This is a genomic window from Streptomyces sp. NPDC049040, assembly GCF_043197715.1.
Classification (GTDB): domain Bacteria; phylum Actinomycetota; class Actinomycetes; order Streptomycetales; family Streptomycetaceae; genus Actinacidiphila.
Genome location: NZ_JBICTO010000011.1, coordinates 33,407 through 51,688 on the forward strand (window position 1 = coordinate 33,407; position 18,282 = coordinate 51,688).

At 72.4% G+C, this 18,282-nt stretch carries 11 protein-coding genes; 9 read left to right on the top strand and 2 right to left on the bottom strand.

The window, feature by feature from the left end; genetic code table 11:
- The first annotated feature begins 6 nt into the window (after positions 1-6).
- The 3 genes from ACGFMP_RS25240 (at position 7) to ACGFMP_RS25250 (ending at position 5,789) form a co-directional block, all read left to right on the top strand.
- Positions 7-2,211: an MMPL family transporter gene (locus ACGFMP_RS25240; RefSeq protein WP_393675266.1), complete on the top strand. Its 2,205-nt coding sequence runs from the start codon at positions 7-9 to the stop codon at positions 2,209-2,211.
- A gap of 237 nt (positions 2,212-2,448) precedes the next feature.
- A complete protein-coding gene (locus ACGFMP_RS25245) occupies positions 2,449-2,664 on the top strand; it encodes a hypothetical protein (RefSeq protein WP_393675267.1) in 216 nt (71 codons plus the stop codon).
- Between the two features lie 92 nt (positions 2,665-2,756).
- Entirely contained in the window at positions 2,757-5,789 is a 3,033-nt protein-coding gene (locus ACGFMP_RS25250; protein WP_393675268.1) for an AAA family ATPase, read from the top strand.
- 48 nt (positions 5,790-5,837) lie between these two features.
- On the opposite strand, the gene ACGFMP_RS25255 is transcribed toward ACGFMP_RS25250, so the two are convergent.
- Both ACGFMP_RS25255 and ACGFMP_RS25260 read right to left on the bottom strand, forming a co-directional pair.
- Positions 5,838-7,061: a PQQ-dependent sugar dehydrogenase gene (locus ACGFMP_RS25255; protein WP_393675410.1), complete on the bottom strand. Its 1,224-nt coding sequence runs from the start codon at positions 7,059-7,061 to the stop codon at positions 5,838-5,840.
- A 145-nt stretch (positions 7,062-7,206) separates the two neighbouring features.
- Positions 7,207-8,199 carry an aldo/keto reductase gene (locus ACGFMP_RS25260; protein ID WP_393675411.1) on the bottom strand — a complete coding sequence of 331 codons (993 nt, stop codon included), beginning with the start codon at positions 8,197-8,199 and terminating at the stop codon, positions 7,207-7,209.
- A gap of 47 nt (positions 8,200-8,246) precedes the next feature.
- Between ACGFMP_RS25260 and ACGFMP_RS25265 the strand changes: the two genes are divergently transcribed.
- The 6 genes from ACGFMP_RS25265 to serA all read left to right on the top strand — a co-directional run bounded on the left by ACGFMP_RS25265 (position 8,247) and on the right by serA (position 18,249).
- Positions 8,247-9,215, top strand: a complete 969-nt coding sequence (locus tag ACGFMP_RS25265; RefSeq protein WP_393675269.1) for a 2-hydroxyacid dehydrogenase — start codon at positions 8,247-8,249, stop codon at positions 9,213-9,215.
- Positions 9,216-9,583: 368 nt separating this feature from the next.
- Positions 9,584-12,466 (top strand): putative bifunctional diguanylate cyclase/phosphodiesterase, encoded by a 2,883-nt coding sequence (locus tag ACGFMP_RS25270; RefSeq protein WP_393675270.1) that lies wholly within the window; start codon positions 9,584-9,586, stop codon positions 12,464-12,466.
- A gap of 236 nt (positions 12,467-12,702) precedes the next feature.
- Positions 12,703-14,574 (top strand): acetolactate synthase large subunit, encoded by a 1,872-nt coding sequence (locus ACGFMP_RS25275; protein ID WP_393675271.1) that lies wholly within the window; start codon positions 12,703-12,705, stop codon positions 14,572-14,574.
- A gap of 219 nt (positions 14,575-14,793) precedes the next feature.
- Complete coding sequence (gene ilvN, locus ACGFMP_RS25280) at positions 14,794-15,321, top strand: acetolactate synthase small subunit (protein ID WP_033173125.1); 528 nt, start codon at positions 14,794-14,796, stop codon at positions 15,319-15,321.
- A 73-nt stretch (positions 15,322-15,394) separates the two neighbouring features.
- Positions 15,395-16,393: a ketol-acid reductoisomerase gene (gene ilvC / locus ACGFMP_RS25285; protein WP_393675272.1), complete on the top strand. Its 999-nt coding sequence runs from the start codon at positions 15,395-15,397 to the stop codon at positions 16,391-16,393.
- Positions 16,394-16,656: 263 nt separating this feature from the next.
- A complete protein-coding gene (gene serA / locus ACGFMP_RS25290) occupies positions 16,657-18,249 on the top strand; it encodes a phosphoglycerate dehydrogenase (RefSeq protein WP_393675273.1) in 1,593 nt (530 codons plus the stop codon).
- Positions 18,250-18,282 lie beyond the last annotated feature (33 nt).

The following is an 18,282-nucleotide window of genomic DNA, read 5'->3' on the forward strand; positions in this document are numbered from 1 at the left end:
TGGTTCATGGCCGCACTCGCACGGTGGTGTCTGCACCACCGCATCACCGCCGTGCTCCTGTGGATCGCCGTGCTGCTCGGCCTGACCGCGGCCGCGGGCGCCGCCGGCTCCGCCTACTCCCGGCACTACGAGGCCCCCGGCACCGAGTCCGGCCACGCCTCCGCGCTGCTGCGCGAGTCCTTCCCCGACCAGGCGGGCGACACCGACACCATCGTCTGGCACACGGGCCACGGCACCGTACGCGCCGCCGCCGTCGAGCGGGCCATGGCCCACGTACTCGACGAGGCCCGCGACCTGCCGGGCGTCACCTCCGTCGACAGCCCCTACGTCCCCGCGGGCGCGAGCCAGATCAGCGCCGACGGGCACACCGCGTACGCCGTCGTCGGCTACGCCCAGGACGCCGACAGCATCCCCCGCTCGCAGGCCCAGGCCCTGGTGGACACCGCCAAGGCGGCCCAGGGCCGCGACCTGCAGGTGGAGCTCGGCGGCCAGGCCGTCGGCAGCACCGAGAGCACGGGTGCCCACCTCAGCGAGGTCGTCGGGGTGGCGGTGGCGGCCGTCGTGCTGCTGATCGCCTTCGGCTCCTTCGCCGCCATGCTGCTGCCCATCGCGACCGCACTGGTCGGCTGCGGTACCGCGTACATGGCGATCGTGCTGCTCGGCCACGCCATGACCGTCGCCGACTTCGCGCCCATGCTGGGCATGCTGATCGGGCTCGGGGTCGGCATCGACTACGCCCTCTTCATCGTCAGCCGGCACCGCAGAGGCCTCAAACGCGGCCTGAGCGTGCCCGAGGCCGCCCAGGAGGCGGTGGTCACCACCGGCAGGGCGGTGGTCTTCGCCGGCGGCACGGTCTGCGTGGCGCTGCTCGGCATGCTGATCCTGCACCTGAGCTTCCTCAACGGCGTCGCGGTCGCAGCCGCGCTGACCGTCCTGCTCACCGTGGCGGCGTCCATCACGCTGCTGCCCGCGCTCCTCGGGCTGATCGGCCCGCGGGCGCTGAGCCGCAGGGAGCGCAGGGCGCTGGCCGAGCACGGGCCGCGGCCGGAACCACCCGCAGGGCTCGCCGCCCGCTGGTCGGCCTTCGTCGAACGCCACCCACGGCTGCTGGGCGCGCTGGCCGCCGCGGTGATGATCGTGCTCGCGCTGCCCACCTTCACCCTGCACCTGGGCACCTCCGACCAGGGCAACGGCCCGGCGACCGCCACGACCAGGCAGGCCTACGACCTGCTCGCCGACGGCTTCGGCCCCGGCACGAACGGCCCGCTCACCCTGGTCGCCACGACCGACGGCGCCCAGTCAAGGCTCGCCCTCGACCAGCTGCCCGCGACCCTGCGGGAGACCCCGGGCGTGGCCGCGGTGAGCCCGGTCGAGCTGTCCGGCGGCATCGGTGTGATCACCGTCGTCCCGGACAGCGCCCCGCAGTCCCGCGACACCTCCCACCTGGTGGAACAACTGCGGCACCAGGTGCTGCCCGCCGCGGAGAAGGGCGGCGGCCTGGAGGTCTACGTCGGCGGCCCCACCGCGAGCTACGACGACTTCGCCGGCGTCGTGATCGGCAAACTGCCGCTGTTCGTCGGCAGCGTCGTGGGCCTCGGCTGCCTGCTGCTGCTGGTCGCCTTCCGCTCGATCGGCATCCCGCTCAAGGCCGCCGCCATGAACGTCGCGGCGGTCGCGTCCTCCTTCGGCGTGGTCACCACGATCTTCCAGTGGGGCTGGGGCAGCGAATGGCTGGGCCTGGGCAGGGCGGGCCCCATCGAGCCCTTCCTGCCGGTGATCATGGTCTCGGTGCTCTTCGGCCTGTCCATGGACTACCAGGTCTTCCTGGTCAGCCGGATGTACGAGGAGTGGCGCGAGACCCGGGACAACCGGCGGGCGGTCAGGGTCGGCCTGGCCGAGACCAGCCGGGTGATCAGCTCCGCCGCGGTGATCATGATCGCGGTCTTCCTGGCCTTCGTCCTCAGCGGCGACCGGGTGATCGCGATGTTCGGCATCGGCCTTGCCGCCGCCGTCGCGCTGGACGCCTTCGTGCTGCGCACGCTGCTGGTGCCCGCGCTGATGCACCTCCTGGGCGACGCCAACTGGTGGCTGCCGGGCTGGCTCGACCGCCGGCTGCCGCGGATCAGCATCGAGGCGCCGGCCGCGCCTTGCCCCGCGCCAATGCCGCTGCCCGCGCCCGCGGCGGCCAAGACCCCCGCCAAGACCGGCTGAAGGGCCCCCGCGCCCTCCCGCGGGACGCGACCGCCTTAGGGCCGCGGAAAACCGCGCGACCAGGCACGACGCACCCGCGTACGGCATGGGCGGGGCACCGCCTAAGGCATCCCGCGCGGCGCACCCTCGCGCCTAAGCACATCGGGGGCGCGAAGTTCGGGAAGGTGCCCGATGTGGCGGGGGTACCTGGGAGACGAAGCTGAGGACATCGGGAAAAACGTCTCCAAGGAGAACACGATGTTCGCGTACGAACTGCACCAGGTCCACCGGGACGAACTCCAGCGCAGGGCCGACGAATGGCGGCTCGCCCAGCAGGCCAAGGCGGCGCGCGCCGAGCGGCGCGCGGCCGGCCGCCGCTCCACCGCCAGGTCGGCGGTACGCACGGACTTGGAGGCCGCGGAGAGTCCCGCCGGCGGCAGGCGGCACGCACTGCGCCCGCACAGCGCGGCATGACCGTCGAGGTGGTGGCGGCCCAGCCCCGGGCCGCCACCGCGCGGGGCACGAGGCGGCAGGTAACCGGTGTCGCGTCAGGGGCAAGGCGTGAAATGCTCGGAAGCGTGCAGACCCAGTCGCTCAGCCCCGTGTTCATCGGCCGAGACGCCGAGCTGGCACGGCTTGCCGAGGTGCTCACCGCCGCGGACGCGGGTGAGTCGCAGGCGGTGCTGATCGGCGGTGAGGCCGGTGTCGGCAAGACCCGGCTGACCGAGGAGTTCCTGGCAGCGGCGCGCGCGGCCGGAGCCGTGACCGCCGTCGGCGGCTGCGTGGAGATCGGTGCCGACGGCCTCCCCTTCGCACCGGTCTCCGCCGCGCTGCGCGACCTCTACCGCGCCCTCGGACCCGAGCTGACCGCCGCCGCGGCCGGCCAGCAGGCCGAGCTGGTGCGGCTGCTGCCCGAGTTGGCCGGCCCGGACGGCGCCCGCAGGGAACCGCACGACGAGGACGGCAGGGTCCGGCTGTTCGAGCTGACCGCGCGCCTCCTCGAACGCCTCGGCGCCGACCGTACGATCGTCGTCGTCGTGGAGGACCTGCACTGGGCGGACCGCTCCACCAGGGAACTGCTGGCGTACCTCTTCCGCTCGCTCCAGCGCTGCCGGGTGCTGGTCGCCGCCACCTACCGCGCCGACGACATCCACCGCAGGCACCCGCTGCGGCCCTTCCTCGCCGAGACCGACCGGCTGCGCCGGGTGGAGCGCTTCGAACTGTCGCGCTTCAGCCGGGCAGAGGTCCGCAGCCAGCTCCACTCGATCATGGCCGACGAGCCGGAGGACTCGGTCGTCGACCAGGTCTTCGCGCGCTCGGACGGCAATCCCTTCTTCGTCGAGGAGCTGGCCTGCAGCCTGCGCCGCGGCTGTTCCACCGGGCTCAGCGACTCGCTGCGCGACCTGCTGCTGGTAAGGGTGGAGGCGCTCTCCGAGGACGCCCAGCGGGTGGCGAAGTTCGTCGCCGAGGGCGGCAGCACCGTCGAATACCGCCTGCTCGCCGCCATCACCGGGCTGTCGGAGGACGACCTGCTCGGCGCGCTGCGCATCGCGGTCGGCGCCAGCATCCTGCTGCCCACCGACAGCGGCGAGGGCTACCGCTTCCGGCACTCGCTGGTCCGCGAGGCGGTCGGCGACGACCTGCTGCCGGGCGAGCGCAGCCGCATCAACAGGCGGTACGCGGAAGCCGTCGAGGCCGACGCCACGCTGGTCCCCGCCGACGAGCGGGCCGCCCGGCTGGCCAGTTACTGGTACGCCGCACACGACCCGGCCAGGGCGCTGCCCGCCGTGCTGAGCGCCGCCGTCGAGGCCAGGCACCGGCACGCCTACGCCGAGCAGTACCGGCTGCTGGAAAGGGCGCTCGAACTGTGGGACAGCGCCCCCGAGGACGTACGCGCCGCGCTGCGCCCCGCCGACTACACCGAGGCGTACCCGCCCTGCGACTGCGAACCCGGCACACCGCTGGACTTCGTCGACCTGCTCGCCGAGGTCACCGTCGCCGCCCGGCTCAGCGGCGAGCGCGAACGCGCCTACGCCATGGCCAAGCGGGCGCTGCGGCGGCTGGAGCGCAGCGGCGGCTCCGACCCGCTGCGGGCCGCGTGGTTCTGGGCGCAGCGCTCCAAGGTCACCGAGGTACTCGGCCGCGGCAACGGCTGGGAGGAGCTGTCCAGGGCCCGCGAGCTGGTCCGCGGCCTGCCGCCGTCCGCCACGCACGCCGAGGTCCTGGCGATGATCGCCGGATGGATCATGGTCCACAAGTCCGGTGCGGAAGGCATCGCCATCGCAGGACAGGCCGTCGAGCTCGCCAGGACCTCGAACGCCCTCGACACCGAACTGCACGCCCGCGTCACCCTCGGCCTGCTCCAGGCCGACAGCGGCGACATCGACGGCGGCATCGCGGGCGTCGAGGCGGTACGCGGCCAGGTCAGCGACCAGCGGGCGCCACTGATCGTCTCGCGCACCTACGGCAACCTGGCCTCGGTACTCGAAGCCGCGGGCCGCTCCACCGAGGCGGTACGCGTCAGCCGTGAGGGCCTGAGCCTGATCGGCGACCAGGTCGTCAACGCCACCAGGGCGTGGCTGCTCGGCAACGAGGGGGAGTCGCTGTTCACCCTCGCCCGCTACGAGGACGCCGCCGTCCGGCTCGCCGCCGCCCGGCGCGCGGTCGAGGGACCGCTGCTGTGCGCGGGCATCGAGATGTTCCAGGGATTCCTCGCGGTCGCCGTCGGCGACATCGAGGCCGCCGCCGAATACCACGCCGCCGCCGCCGACGGCTTCCGCTACGACACCCAGCCGCAGCACCAGATCCCGCTGCGCGGCCTCGGCCTGCGGGTCGCCGTCGCCCAGGGACGCTACGACGATGCCCGGCGCACCCTGCTCGGCGCGATCGAGGCCGGCTTCCCCAACGGCACCGCGCGCTACGCCTGGCCGATCCTCGCCGGCGGCGCCGCGGCCGAGGCGGACGGCCCGTGGCCGGTCACCGGCGATCCGGCCCGCGGCCAGGTGCTCGACAAGATCAGGACCGCCGCCCGCGAACTGGCCCGCCCGGCACCGCTGTACGAGGCGTACGCGCTGCTCGTCGACGCCGAGCTGGCCCGGGCGGAGGGGCGCCACGAATCCGATCTGTGGGCCGCCGCGGAGGCCGCCTTCGCCGCGCAGGAGCGGCCCGCCGAACTCGCCGCCATCCGCTACCGGCACGCCGAGGCGCTGCTCGCCCGCGGACCCGACGCCCGCGAGGCGGCCGGCTGCCTGCTCGCGCAGTCCCACACCGCCGCCGTCGCCGCCGGGGCCAAGCCGCTCGCCGCGGAGGTCGCCGCGCTGGCGCAGCGGGCCCGGCTGCCGCTCGACGGACCCCCGGTCGAGGCACCGCTCGACCCCGCCGACCCGGCTGACTCCCTCGGCCTCACGGCCCGCGAACGCGATGTGCTCCGCCTGGTCGCCGACGGCCGCACGAACCGGCAGATCGCGGAGGAGCTCTTCATCTCACCGAAGACGGCGAGCGTCCACGTCTCCAACATCCTGGCCAAACTCACGGTCTCCACCCGCGGTGAAGCGGCGGCGCTGGCCCACCGCCTGCACCTCTTCGCGCCCGCCCGCTGACCCATCCGTCCGGACCCGTCCTGGCAGACGGTTCCGTCCGGACCCGTCCTAGCTGACGGTGAGCTGCAGGATCCGGTCGTCGCCGGGCTTGGGGGTGCCGCGCCCGTCCGTGTTGCTCGTGCTCAACAGGATCGTGTGGTCGTCGACCGCGACCACCGTCCGCAACCGCCCGTAGGTGCTGGTGAAGAAGGCCTGCGGCGGCGCGGCGGCCTTCGTCCCGTCGAGGGGGATGCGCCAGAGGCGCTGCCCCTTGAGGGAGGCCATCCAGATGGAGCCCGCCGCGTAGGCGATGCCGCTGGGTGACGCCTCGTCGGTGTGCCACTGGACGACCGGGTCGACGTAGCCCGCCCGGTGGGCGATGCCCTCCACGACCGGCCAGCCGTAGTTCTTCCCGGGCTCGATGAGATTCAGCTCGTCCCAGGTGTCCTGGCCGAACTCCGACGCCCAGAGCCGCCCCTGCGCGTCCCACGCGAGGCCCTGCACGTTGCGGTGGCCGGGGGAGTAGACGAGGGATCCGGAGACCGGGTTGTCCGCCGGCACCTGGCCGTCGGGCGTCATCCGCAGGATCTTGCCGCCGAGCGAGGTCATGTCCTGGGCGAGGCCGCGCTCCGCGGTCTCGCCGGTCCCGGCGTAGAGCATGCCGTCGGGGCCGAAGGCGATCCGCCCGCCGTTGTGGATGGCGCCGGTCGGGATGCCCCGCAGGACCGTGTCCGGCGCCCCGAGCTGGTCGCCTGCCGCCCGGGTCGGGTCGAACACCATCCGCGCGATGCGGTTGTCCGACTCGGTGCTGAAGTAGGCGTAGAGCAGGTGGTCGGTGCCGAAGTCCGGTGAGAGGGCCAGGCCGAGCAGGCCCGCCTCGCCGCCCTGCGTGTGGGCGACGCCGGGGACGGTGCCGATCACGGTGGACGTCTTCTTCGCCGGGTCGACCCGGGTGATCTTCCCGGTGTCGCGCGAGCCGACCAGCAGCGTGTCGTCGGCGAGCCGCACCAGGCCCCAGGGCGAGGCCAGGTTCGTGGCGAGCGTGGCGGTGACCTTCGCTGTGCCCTTGGCGGGCGCCGGGGTCGCCGAGGCGGTGGTGGTGGCCGGACCCGACGTGGGCGGCGCGGCGGGGGCGCCGGAGGTGTGCGGTGCCGTGGTGGCGGACGGCGCCTTCATGGGCGGGCCGTCGCTGCAGCCGCCGACGAGCACGGCGGCGAGTACGACCGCGGCCGCGCCTCCCGCGGCGCGGCGGCCGCTGCCCGGCCTCCCTGAGCCCACCGTCAGACCTCGCAACGTCGACACCCCTTCTTCCCGCCCCAAGCAGATCACATCACCGCCCGGCTCCGCAGCCGGAGTCGCGCGCCCGGGACCCGCCGGGCTGAGGCGCGTGTGCACTGCGGGGAACTCCCCGAGACCCCGGGCACGGGCTCGACAGGCCCTAGTCCCAGGAGCCCCGCGCCGGCGGCAGCGAGGCGATCTCCGCGAGGTCCGCCGCGGTCAGGGCCACTTCCGCCGCGGCGGCGTTCTCCGCGGTCCTGGACGCCGAACGGGTGCCGGGGATGGGCACGACGCCGGGCCCCTGGGCCAGCACCCAGGCGAGCGCCACCTGCGCCGGTGTCGCCCCGTGCCTGCGGCCCACCCGCCGCAGCCCCGCCACGATCGGCTGGTTCGCGGCCATCATGTCCGCGGTGAAGCGCGGATGCCTGGCCCGCAGATCGTCCGGCTCGAAGCCCTCGCCCGGCGTGAGCGTCCCGGTGAGGAAGCCGTTGCCGAGCGGCATCGCGGCCAGGAAGCCGACGCCGTGCGCGGTGCACCACGGCAGCAGCGCGTCCAACGCCTCGGCGGCCCACACCGACAGCTCCGCCTGGACGCAGGCGACCGGGAAGACCTGCTGGGCGCGCACCAGCTGGCGCAGCGTCTCCTCGTGCAGCGGGGCACCGGCCCTGCGGTGGCCGCGCGCCCCGACCGCGCACAGGCCGAGGGCGCGCACCTTCCCGGCGGCGACGAGTTCCGCCATCGCGCCCCAGGTCTCCTCGACGGGGACCTCGGGGTCGACCCGGTGCAGCTGGTAGAGGTCGATCCTGTCGGTCTGCAGCCGCCGCAGCGACGCGTCGCACGCCCGCCTGACGTACGACGGGCGGCCGTTGGCCACGATGTGCTGCTCACCGGCGAGCAGCCCGCACTTGGTGGCGACGAAGGCCTCGCGCCGCCGCTCCTTCAACACCCGCCCCAGCAGCAGCTCGTTGGTGAACGGGCCGTACATGTCGGCGGTGTCCAGCAGCGTCGTGCCGTGGTCGAGCGCGCCGTGCACGACCCGCAGCGACTCCTCGCCGTCCCGCCGTGAGGCCGCGTACCCCCAGCTCATCGGCATGCAGCCGAGCCCGACCGCCCCTACCGCAAGTGCCGTCGCGCCGACCGCTCTGCGCTCCACCGTGCCGACCTCCCTGAGACGCAACACTGTGCCATAGCCTCCTGACCATGACCGACACGACCCAGGACCCCGCCACCGGCTCCCGCCCGCAGGTGTGGGTATCCCTGCCGCCCGAGGAGATCGACGGACTGCCCGACGCGTTCGACTACGTGTACTGGGACGGCACCGGAGACTTCCCCGCCGATCCCGAAGCCGCCGCCTTCTACGTCGTCCCCTACATGAAGGGGCCGACCGCCGGCGCACTCCCGCTGCCGCGCATGACCGGTGTGCGCGTCATCCAGACCCTGAGCGCCGGTGTGGACCACATCGCGCCCCACCTCGACCACTTCGCGCCGGGCGTGCGCCTGTGCAACGCCCGCGGGGTGCACGAGGCGAGCACCGCGGAGCTCGCCCTCGCCCTCATCCTCGCCTCGCTGCGCGGCATCCCGCGCTTCGTGCGCGGCCAGGACGCCGAGAAGTGGTACTCCGGTTTCTACCCGGCCCTGGCCGACCGCCGGGTGCTCATCGTCGGCTACGGGTCGATAGGAGCCGCGGTCGAGGACCGCCTCACGCCCTTCGAGTGCGAGGTGACCCGGGTGGCGCGCACCGCACGCGACACGCCCCGCGGGCCCGTGCACGCGCTGGCCGACCTTCCCGGCCTGCTGCCGACCGCCGACGTGGTGGTGCTCACCACCCCGCTGACCGAGCAGACCAGGGGCCTGGCAGGGCCCGCCTTCCTGGCCGCGATGAAGGACGGCGCCCTGCTGGTGAACATGGCCCGCGGCGCGGTGGTGGACACCAAGGCGCTGCTGGCGGAGACCGAGTCAGGCCGGCTGACCGCGGCACTGGATGTCACCGACCCGGAACCGCTGCCCGCCGGGCACCCGCTGTGGCACGCGCCCGGTGTGCTGATCAGCCCGCACGTGGGAGGCAGCACCTCCGCTTTCCAGCCCCGCGCGAAGCGTTTGATCCGGTCCCAGCTGGTCAGATTCGCCAATGGCGAGGAGTTGGCGAACGTCGTCCGGGTGACCGGCTGACCGCGACGGCCGGCCGCGGCGCGCAAGCGGCGCCCCGCCAGGAGGCCCGGCCTGCCACCGGCTGGCACCGGGTGACTCCGCGGGGTGTCCGGCGACCCCCATATGGTTACGCTCAGTAGAGGGCACCTATCCCTGAGTGACGGATCTGGTGTATCGTCCCGAAACGGGGGCGCGCCGCAGTGCCGAAGCCGGCGACGCGGCGAGTGAACGACGAGCGAGTAAGGGGGGCGACGGGCGATGCACGGACCGAGGCGGTTCCCTGGCAGGCGCACCCAGCGCACCGCACGACCCGACCGGCCGCAGACCGGGCACCGGCAGCGCTCCGCGCACCGGCTGCGCCGCCCGGCCCCACCGCACGGGACAGCGCGGTGACCACCACCGGCGCGGTGCTCGGCAGACCGCCGTCCCGGGACGGGAGCGCGGGCCTGCTGCCGCAGCTGCTGCTCGCGCTGCTGTGCGGCGGCTACACGACGGGGGCGGTGCTGGGCTGGGGCGCGGGCGATGTCGCCGCCTTCATGGGGGACTTCGGCCTCTCGGCCGCCGCTGCCGCCGCCGCGGTCTCGATGCTGCTCTACGCCCGCAGGACCGCCGCGGGCCACCGGGCCGCCTGGCTGCTGTTCGCCGCCTCCTCCACGATGGTCGCGCTCGGCAACGGCATCTGGGGGTGGTACGAAGTCGTGCTGCACCGCCAGGTGCCGCAGACCTCGCCCGCGGACTTCTGCTTCCTGCTGTTCGCGCCGCCCGCCGTGATCGGCCTGCTGGTGCTGGCCAAGCGGCCGGTGACCAAGGCCGGCTGGGTGTGCCTGGGTCTGGACACCTGGCTGATCGGCGGATCGCTGCTGACCTTGTCGTGGAGCCTGGCCCTGGCGCGCACCGCCCGCTTCGACGGCCCGAGCACCGCCAAGGTCGCGCTGTCGCTGGCGTATCCGCTGCTGGACATCGTGCTGGTCAGCATGGTCCTGGCACTGCACTTCCGGCGCTCGTCCGCCAACCGCGCCGCCGTCAACACCGCACTGGCCGCCTTGGCGCTGACCGTGCTGTGCGACGCGCTGTTCACCTCACCGCTGCTGCGCGAGCACTACCGCTCGGGCCAGATCCTGGACGCCGGCTGGTTCGCCGGCAGCATGCTGATGGCCTACGCCCCCTGGGTCGGGCGCAGGGAGCAGCCGCTGCTGCGCCCTGGCACCGCCACCCGCAAGGTCACCGGGTCGCTCTCCGCGCTGACCCCGTACCTCGCCGCCGCGGTGTGCACCCTCGGCATCCTCTACGACGTGATCACCGGCGAGAAGTGCGACAAGGTCGTGCTGCTCACCGGCAGCACCGTGGTGCTCGCGCTGGTCGTCAGGCAGGGCATCATGCTGCTCGACAACATCGCGCTGACCCAGGAACTCGCCCAGAAGGAGAACCACTTCCGCTCCCTGGTCCAGGGATCGAGCGACGTCATCATGATCGCCGCCCCCACCGGGGTGCTGCGGTACGTCAGCCCCGCATCGGTCGGTGTCTACGGCCGCGACCCCGAGGAGCTGATCGGCACCGAGCTGTCCGCGCACATCCACCCCGACGACCTCGGCCGGGTCGTGCACGAGGTGCGCCGCTTCCTCGCGGCGCCCCCCGGCGAGGAGCCGGCCACCAGGATCGAGTGCCGCATCAGGTCGGGGCGGCAGGGCGGCCCGCAGGGCGAGGACGGCTGGCTCAACGTCGAGTCCAGCGTCAACCGCTACCAGGGCGGCCTGATCTTCAACAGCCGCGACGTGACGGAGAGGGTCCGCCTCCAGGCCCAGTTGCAGCACAACGCCTCGCACGACCCGCTCACCGACCTGCCCAACCGGCTGCTCTTCCTCGACCGGGTGGGCAGGGCGCTCGGCGGCCGGCGGTCGGGCGACTGCAGGGCGGCGGTGCTCTACGTCGACCTCGACGGCTTCAAGGCGGTCAACGACTCCATCGGCCACCAGGCAGGCGACCACCTGCTCACCCAGGCGGCCCGCCGGCTCCAGGAGGCACTGCGGGCCGGCGACACCGCGGCCAGGCTCGGCGGCGACGAGTTCGCCGTCCTGGTCTGCGGTGCCCTGGAGCACCAGATCAGGGAGATCGCCGAGCGGCTGCGGTCCGCGCTGTGCGAGCCGTACCGGGTCGACGGCGGCGAGGTGCGGGTCGGTGCCAGCATCGGCATCGCCTTCGCCGAGCCGGGCACCTCGGCGAGCGATCTGATGCGCAACGCCGACCTGGCGATGTACCGCGCCAAGCAGGCGGGCAAGGGCAGGGTCGAGCTGTTCGCACCGCAATTGCAGGCCGACGTCGTACGGCGTACCGAGCTGGCCACCCGGCTGCACCGCGCCCTGCACGACGGCGAGTTCACCCTGCTGCACCAACCGGTGGTGGAGCTGTCCTGCGGCCGCATCGCCGGCGTCGAGGCGCAGGCCCGCTGGCGGTCCGCCCAGGGCATCCTCTTCACCCCGGCGGAATTCCTGCTCGCGGCCGAGGACGTCGACCGCACCTCGGAGCTGGGCAGATGGCAGCTGGAGCAGGCGGTGGCGCAGGCCGCGCTCCGCTACGGCGCCGGCCACCGGGTCCCGGTCACCGTGAAGCTCTCGGCCCGCCGGCTGCTGCACCGCGACCTGCCGGCCGGCGCCGTCGAAGGCCTGCTGGAGCGGCACGACCTGCCTCCCGGCGGCCTGGTGGTCGAGCTGACCGGCGGTGATCCGCGGATCTCGCTGGACGAGCTGGAGCGCAGGCTGACCGAATTGCGCCGGGCAGGGGTCCGGATCTCGCTCGGCGGCTTCGGCTCTGGGCACGCGGCCCTCAGCGCCCTGCGCAGCCTGCCGGTGGACGCCGTCAAGCTCGACAGGGGCTTCGTGGAGGGAGTGGTCGAGTCCGCCCGGCTGCACAAGATCACCAGGGGGCTGCTGCGGATCGCCGCCGACCTGGGGGTGCGTACGGTCGCCGACGGGGTGGACCGGCCCGAGCAGGTGCACGCGCTGCGCGAGATGGGCTGCGGCCAGGGCCAGGGGATGGCCTTCTCCGGGCTGCTGGACGAGCACCGGCTGCGCGGGTCGCTCACCCGTGGGGGTTATCCCGTACCGGGTGAATCCGGCCGTTCCGCGGGGAAGCAGGACGGCGGCAGGCCCGTACCGCAGGAGGCGTCCCCCAAGGCCTCGGGCCTGGGAGGTTCCGCCGGGGAGCAGGTCGCGCCCAGGACGGTGCAGCTGCCGTCCTGCCGATCACATAGTGAGACGCGTGTCCCACCCGCTTGACACCCCCCGGGGTCCCGGAGGAAGGTCGTCGCCATGCGCACCCGAATTCTCGTACTTGGAAAGCGCGTCGGCTGACCGAGGCCTCCACACCGCCTCGCACACGCACCGGCGCGCTCCCCTCGCTTGCCTCACGGCACGAGGGGTTTTTTGTTGTCCGGCACCCGTCCGGCGCCGGGCCACAACCGGGCGAAACCCTCACCACCTCACCACCCTCATCTTCGAGAGAAGAGACGCAGATGACCGAGCAGGCCACCGGGTCCCACCATCCGCAGCCGCGGACCCGCCACGCGGTCCCCGCCGCCACCGCCGAGCGCATGACGGGCGCGCAGGCGCTCATCCGCTCCCTCGAGGCCGTAGGGGCAGACACCGTGTTCGGCATCCCGGGCGGTGCGATCCTGCCGGCCTACGACCCGCTGATGGACTCGGCCAAGGTCCGGCACGTGCTGGTCAGACACGAGCAGGGCGCCGGGCACGCCGCCACCGGCTACGCGCAGGCCACCGGCCGGGTCGGCGTCTGCATGGCGACCTCGGGCCCCGGTGCGACCAACCTGGTCACCCCGATCGCCGACGCGCACATGGACTCGGTGCCGATCGTCGCCATCACCGGCCAGGTCGCCGCGAAGTCCATCGGCACCGACGCCTTCCAGGAGGCGGACATCTGCGGCATCACCATGCCGATCACCAAGCACAACTTCCTGGTCAGGGACGCCGCCGACATCCCGCGCACCATCGCGGAGGCCTTCCACATCGCGGCCACCGGCCGACCGGGCCCGGTCCTGGTGGACATCGCCAAGGACGCGCTGCAGAACCAGATGACCTTCTCGTGGCCGCCGCAGCAGGACCTGCCCGGCTACCGCCCGGTGACCAAGCCGCACGCCAAGCAGATCCGCGAGGCCGCCCGGCTGATCAACGAGGCCCGCCGCCCGGTGCTCTACGTCGGCGGCGGCGTCGTCAAGGCAGGCGCCACCGCGGAGCTGCGGATCCTCGCCGAGCTGACCGGCGCCCCGGTCACCACCACGCTGATGGCGCTCGGCGCCTTCCCCGACAGCCACCCGCAGCACGTCGGCATGCCCGGCATGCACGGGGACGTCTCCGCGGTGACCGCGCTGCAGAAGTCCGACCTGATCATCGCGCTCGGCGCCCGCTTCGACGACCGGGTCACCGGCCGCCTCGACACCTTCGCGCCGAACGCCAAGGTCGTGCACGCCGACATCGACCCGGCCGAGATCTCCAAGAACCGCATCGCCGACGTGCCGATCGTCGGTGACGCCCGCGAGGTGCTCGCCGACCTGATCGTCGCCGTCCAGGCCGACCACGACGCCGGCCGCAAGGGCGACTACACCGAGTGGTGGAACCACCTGAACTTCTGGCGGAACACCTATCCGCTCGGCTACGACGTGCCCGGTGACGGCAGCCTGTCCCCGCAGCAGGTCATCGAGCGGATCGGCCAGCTCGCCCCTGAGGGGACGCTGTTCGCCGCGGGCGTCGGCCAGCACCAGATGTGGGCCGCGCAGTTCATCAAGTACGAGCGTCCCGGCACCTGGTTCAACTCCGGCGGCGCCGGCACCATGGGCTACGCGGTCCCCGCCGCGATGGGCGCCAAGGCCGGTATGCCGGACAGCACCGTCTGGGCGATCGACGGCGACGGCTGCTTCCAGATGACCAACCAGGAGCTGGTCACCTGCGCGCTGAACAACATCCCGATCAAGGTCGCCATCATCAACAACGGCGCCCTGGGCATGGTCCGCCAGTGGCAGAACCTCTTCTACGGCGAGCGCTTCTCCAACACGGTGCTGCACTCGGGCGCCGAGCACGTCCCCGGCTCCACCCAGGGCGTCGGCTCGATCCAGAACCGCGGCACCCGCGTCCCGGACTTCGTGAAGCTGTCCGAGGCCATGGGCTGCGTCGGCCTGCGCTGCGAGTCCCCCGACGAGCTGGACAAGGTCATCGCCGAGGCGAACGCCATCAACGACCGCCCGGTCGTCGTGGACTTCATCGTCCACGAGGACGCGATGGTCTGGCCGATGGTCGCGGCGGGCACCTCCAACGACGAGATCATGGCGGCCAGGGACGTGCGCCCCGACTTCAGCGACGATCTGGATGACTGACGCCCGAGGTCCCGGAGTGGCCGGCCGAGGAACGAGGCCGTCCGCGGTGGGACCGAGCAGGAAGGCAGCCGGAATGAGCTGGATGACTGACGCCCGAGGTCCCGGAGTGGCCGGCCGAGGAACGAGGCCGTCCGCGGTGGGACCGAGCAGGAAGGCAGCCCGAATGAGCTGCCATTCGACTGACCGAGGCCGGTAGAGCGAGAGAAGGAACCACAGAAAATGTCCAAGCACACGCTCTCCGTCCTGGTGGAGAACAAGCCCGGCGTCCTGGCCAGGATCACCGCCCTGTTCTCCCGCCGCGGCTTCAACATCGACTCCCTCGCGGTGGGCACCACCGAGCACCCGGAGATCTCCCGGATCACCATCGTCGTCAACGTCATCGACGAACTTCCTCTCGAACAGGTGACGAAGCAGCTCAACAAGCTGGTCAACGTGCTGAAGATCGTCGAACTCGACCCCTCGGCGGCCGTCGCGCGTGAACTCGTCCTGGTGAAGGTCCGCGCCGACAACGAGTCGCGCTCGCAGATCGTGGAGATCGTCCAGCTCTTCCGTGCCAAGACCGTGGACGTCTCGCCTGAGGCCGTCACGATCGAGGCCACCGGCGCCGCCGACAAGCTGGAGGCCATGCTGAAGATGCTGGAGCCCTTCGGCATCAAGGAGCTGGTCCAGTCGGGCACCATCGCCATCGGCCGCGGCGCCCGCTCCATCACCGACCGCTCGCTGCGCGCGCTGGACCGATCCGCATAGCGAGACCCCGAAACCCGTATCCGCCCGCCCGTCGTACGGTGGGCTGCACAACCCGATCCAAGGAGAACCCGAAGTGGCCGAGCTGTTCTACGACGACGACGCCGACCTGTCCATCATCCAGGGCCGCAAGGTCGCGGTCATCGGCTACGGCAGCCAGGGCCACGCCCACGCGCTGTCGCTGCGCGACTCGGGCGTGGACGTGCGGGTCGGCCTGCACGAGGGCTCCAAGTCCAAGACCGTGGCCGAGGAGCAGGGCCTGAAGGTGCTGCCGGTCGCCGAGGCGGCGGCCGAGGCCGACGTCATCATGATCCTGGTGCCGGACCCGATCCAGGCCCGCGTCTACGAGGAGTCCATCAAGGACAACCTCAAGGACGGCGACGCCCTCTTCTTCGGCCACGGCCTGAACATTCGGTTCGGCTTCATCAAGCCGCCGGCCGGCGTCGACGTCTGCATGGTCGCCCCCAAGGGTCCGGGCCACCTGGTCCGCCGTCAGTACGAGGAGGGCCGCGGCGTGCCGTGCATCGCGGCCGTCGAGCAGGACGCGACCGGTGCGGGCTTCGCGCTGGCGCTGTCGTACGCCAAGGGCATCGGCGGCACCCGCGCCGGCGTCATCAAGACCACCTTCACCGAGGAGACCGAGACCGACCTCTTCGGCGAGCAGGCGGTCCTCTGCGGCGGCACCTCCGCCCTGGTCAAGGCCGGCTTCGAGACCCTGGTCGAGGCGGGCTACCAGCCGGAGATCGCGTACTTCGAGTGCCTGCACGAGCTCAAGCTCATCGTGGACCTGATGTACGAGGGCGGCCTGGAGAAGATGCGCTGGTCGGTCTCCGAGACCGCCGAGTGGGGCGACTACGTCTCCGGCCCGCGGATCATCACCGACGCCACCAAGGCCGAGATGAAGAAGATCCTGGGCGAGATCCAGGACGGCACCTTCGCGAACGCCTGGATCGCCGAGTACAACGCCGGCCTGCCGAAGTACAACGAGTACAAGAAGGCCGACGAGAACCACCTGCTGGAGACCACGGGACGCAAGCTCCGCAAGCTGATGAGCTGGGTCGACGAGGAGGCGTAAGCCTTTCGCGCCCCCGCGCGGCCTCCGTGGCGGCGTCGCTTCGTACCCGGGCTGACCGGCATCTGGTACGCACTTTGTACGAAGCGACGCCCCCCTCCGGGTGATCCTTCCATTTCGGCGAAGGCGCGGAAACGGCCCGCCGATACACTGCCTCAACAAGCGCGTTCAGGCTCACAGCGTCGTGCGTCTTCCACGCGGCATGCAATTCCCCGCCTCCCTGGAGCGGTCGGACGAGCCGCCCATGAAGGACAAGTGAGGACCACGTGAGCCAGAAGCCTGTCGTACTCATCGCAGAAGAGCTGTCGCCCGCGACGGTGGACGCCCTCGGCCCGGACTTCGAGATCCGGCACTGCAACGGCGCGGACCGAGCCGAACTGCTGTCCGCGATCACGGACGTCGACGCCATTTTGATCCGCAGCGCCACCAAGGTGGACGCGGAAGCGGTGGCCGCCGCCCGCAGACTCCGGGTCGTCGCCCGCGCCGGTGTCGGCCTGGACAACGTCGATGTCGCCGCCGCCACCAAGGCCGGCGTGATGGTCGTCAACGCGCCGACCTCCAACATCGTCACCGCCGCCGAGCTGGCCTGCGGTCTGCTCATCGCCACCGCCCGCAACATCGCGCCGGCCAACTCGGCGCTGAAGAACGGCGAGTGGAAGCGCAACAAGTACACGGGTGTCGAGCTGAGCGAGAAGGTCCTCGGCGTGGTGGGCCTGGGCCGGATCGGCGTCCTGGTGGCCCAGCGGATGTCCGCCTTCGGGATGAACGTGGTCGCCTACGACCCCTACGTGCAGCCCGCGCGCGCCGCCCAGATGGGCGTCAAGCTGCTGACCCTGGACGAGCTGCTGGAGCAGGCGGACTTCATCACCGTCCACCTGCCCAAGACCCCCGAGACGCTGGGCCTGATCGGCGACGAGGCCATGCACAAGGTCAAGCCGTCGGTGCGGATCGTCAACGCCGCGCGCGGCGGGATCGTGGACGAGGAGGCACTGGCCTCGGCGCTCAAGGAGGGCCGGGTGGCCGGCGCGGGCCTCGACGTCTACGCCAAGGAGCCCTGCACCCACTCGCCGCTCTTCCAGTTCGACAACGTCGTGGCCACCCCGCACCTGGGCGCGTCCACCGACGAGGCGCAGGAGAAGGCCGGTATCGCGGTCGCCAAGTCGGTCCGCCTCGCACTGGCCGGCGAGCTGGTCCCCGACGCGGTCAACGTCCAGGGCGGTGTCATCGCCGAGGACGTCAAGCCCGCGCTGCCGCTCGCCGAGAAGCTGGGCCGGATCTTCACCGCGCTGGCCGGCGAGGTCGCCGCCCGCCTCGATGTCGAGGTCTGCGGCGAGGTCACCCAGCACGATGTGAAGATCCTCGAACTCAGCGCGCTCAAGGGCGTCTTCGAGGACATCGTGGACGAGACGGTGTCGTACGTGAACGCCCCGCTGTTCGCCCAGGAGCGCGGTATCGAGGTGCGGCTGACCACCAGCTCGGAGTCGCCCAACCACCGCAACGTGGTGACGGTGCGCGGCACCCTCGGCGACGGCACCGAGGTGTCGGTCTCCGGCACGCTGGCAGGCCCCAAGCACGTCCAGAAGGTCGTCGCCGTCGGCGAGGAGGACGTGGACCTGGTGCTCGCCGACCACATGGCCTTCCTGCGCTACACCGACCGCCCCGGCGTCGTCGGCACCATCGGCCGGATCCTCGGCGAGGTCGACGTCAACATCGCCGGCATGCAGGTCGCCAGGGCCGCCGCCGGAGGCGACGCGCTGGTCGCCCTCACGGTCGACTCCACCATCCCGGCAGGCGTGCTCGCCGACATCGCGAGCGAGATCGGCGCCACGTCCGCCCGCGCGGTGGACCTCACCGACTGACGGTTTCCCCGCCCGCGCACCGGCGCCGCCTCC

What these genes read in the sequence shown, in the direction of transcription:
- ilvN (WP_033173125.1), top strand. Translation starts at nt 14,794, where the DNA reads ATGTCCAAGCACACGCTCTCCGTCCTGGTGGAGAACAAGCCCGGCGTC.
- ACGFMP_RS25250 (WP_393675268.1), top strand. Translation starts at nt 2,757, where the DNA reads ATGCTCGGAAGCGTGCAGACCCAGTCGCTCAGCCCCGTGTTCATCGGC.
- ACGFMP_RS25245 (WP_393675267.1), top strand. Translation starts at nt 2,449, where the DNA reads ATGTTCGCGTACGAACTGCACCAGGTCCACCGGGACGAACTCCAGCGC.
- ACGFMP_RS25240 (WP_393675266.1), top strand. Translation starts at nt 7, where the DNA reads ATGGCCGCACTCGCACGGTGGTGTCTGCACCACCGCATCACCGCCGTG.
- ACGFMP_RS25265 (WP_393675269.1), top strand. Translation starts at nt 8,247, where the DNA reads ATGACCGACACGACCCAGGACCCCGCCACCGGCTCCCGCCCGCAGGTG.
- ACGFMP_RS25275 (WP_393675271.1), top strand. Translation starts at nt 12,703, where the DNA reads ATGACCGAGCAGGCCACCGGGTCCCACCATCCGCAGCCGCGGACCCGC.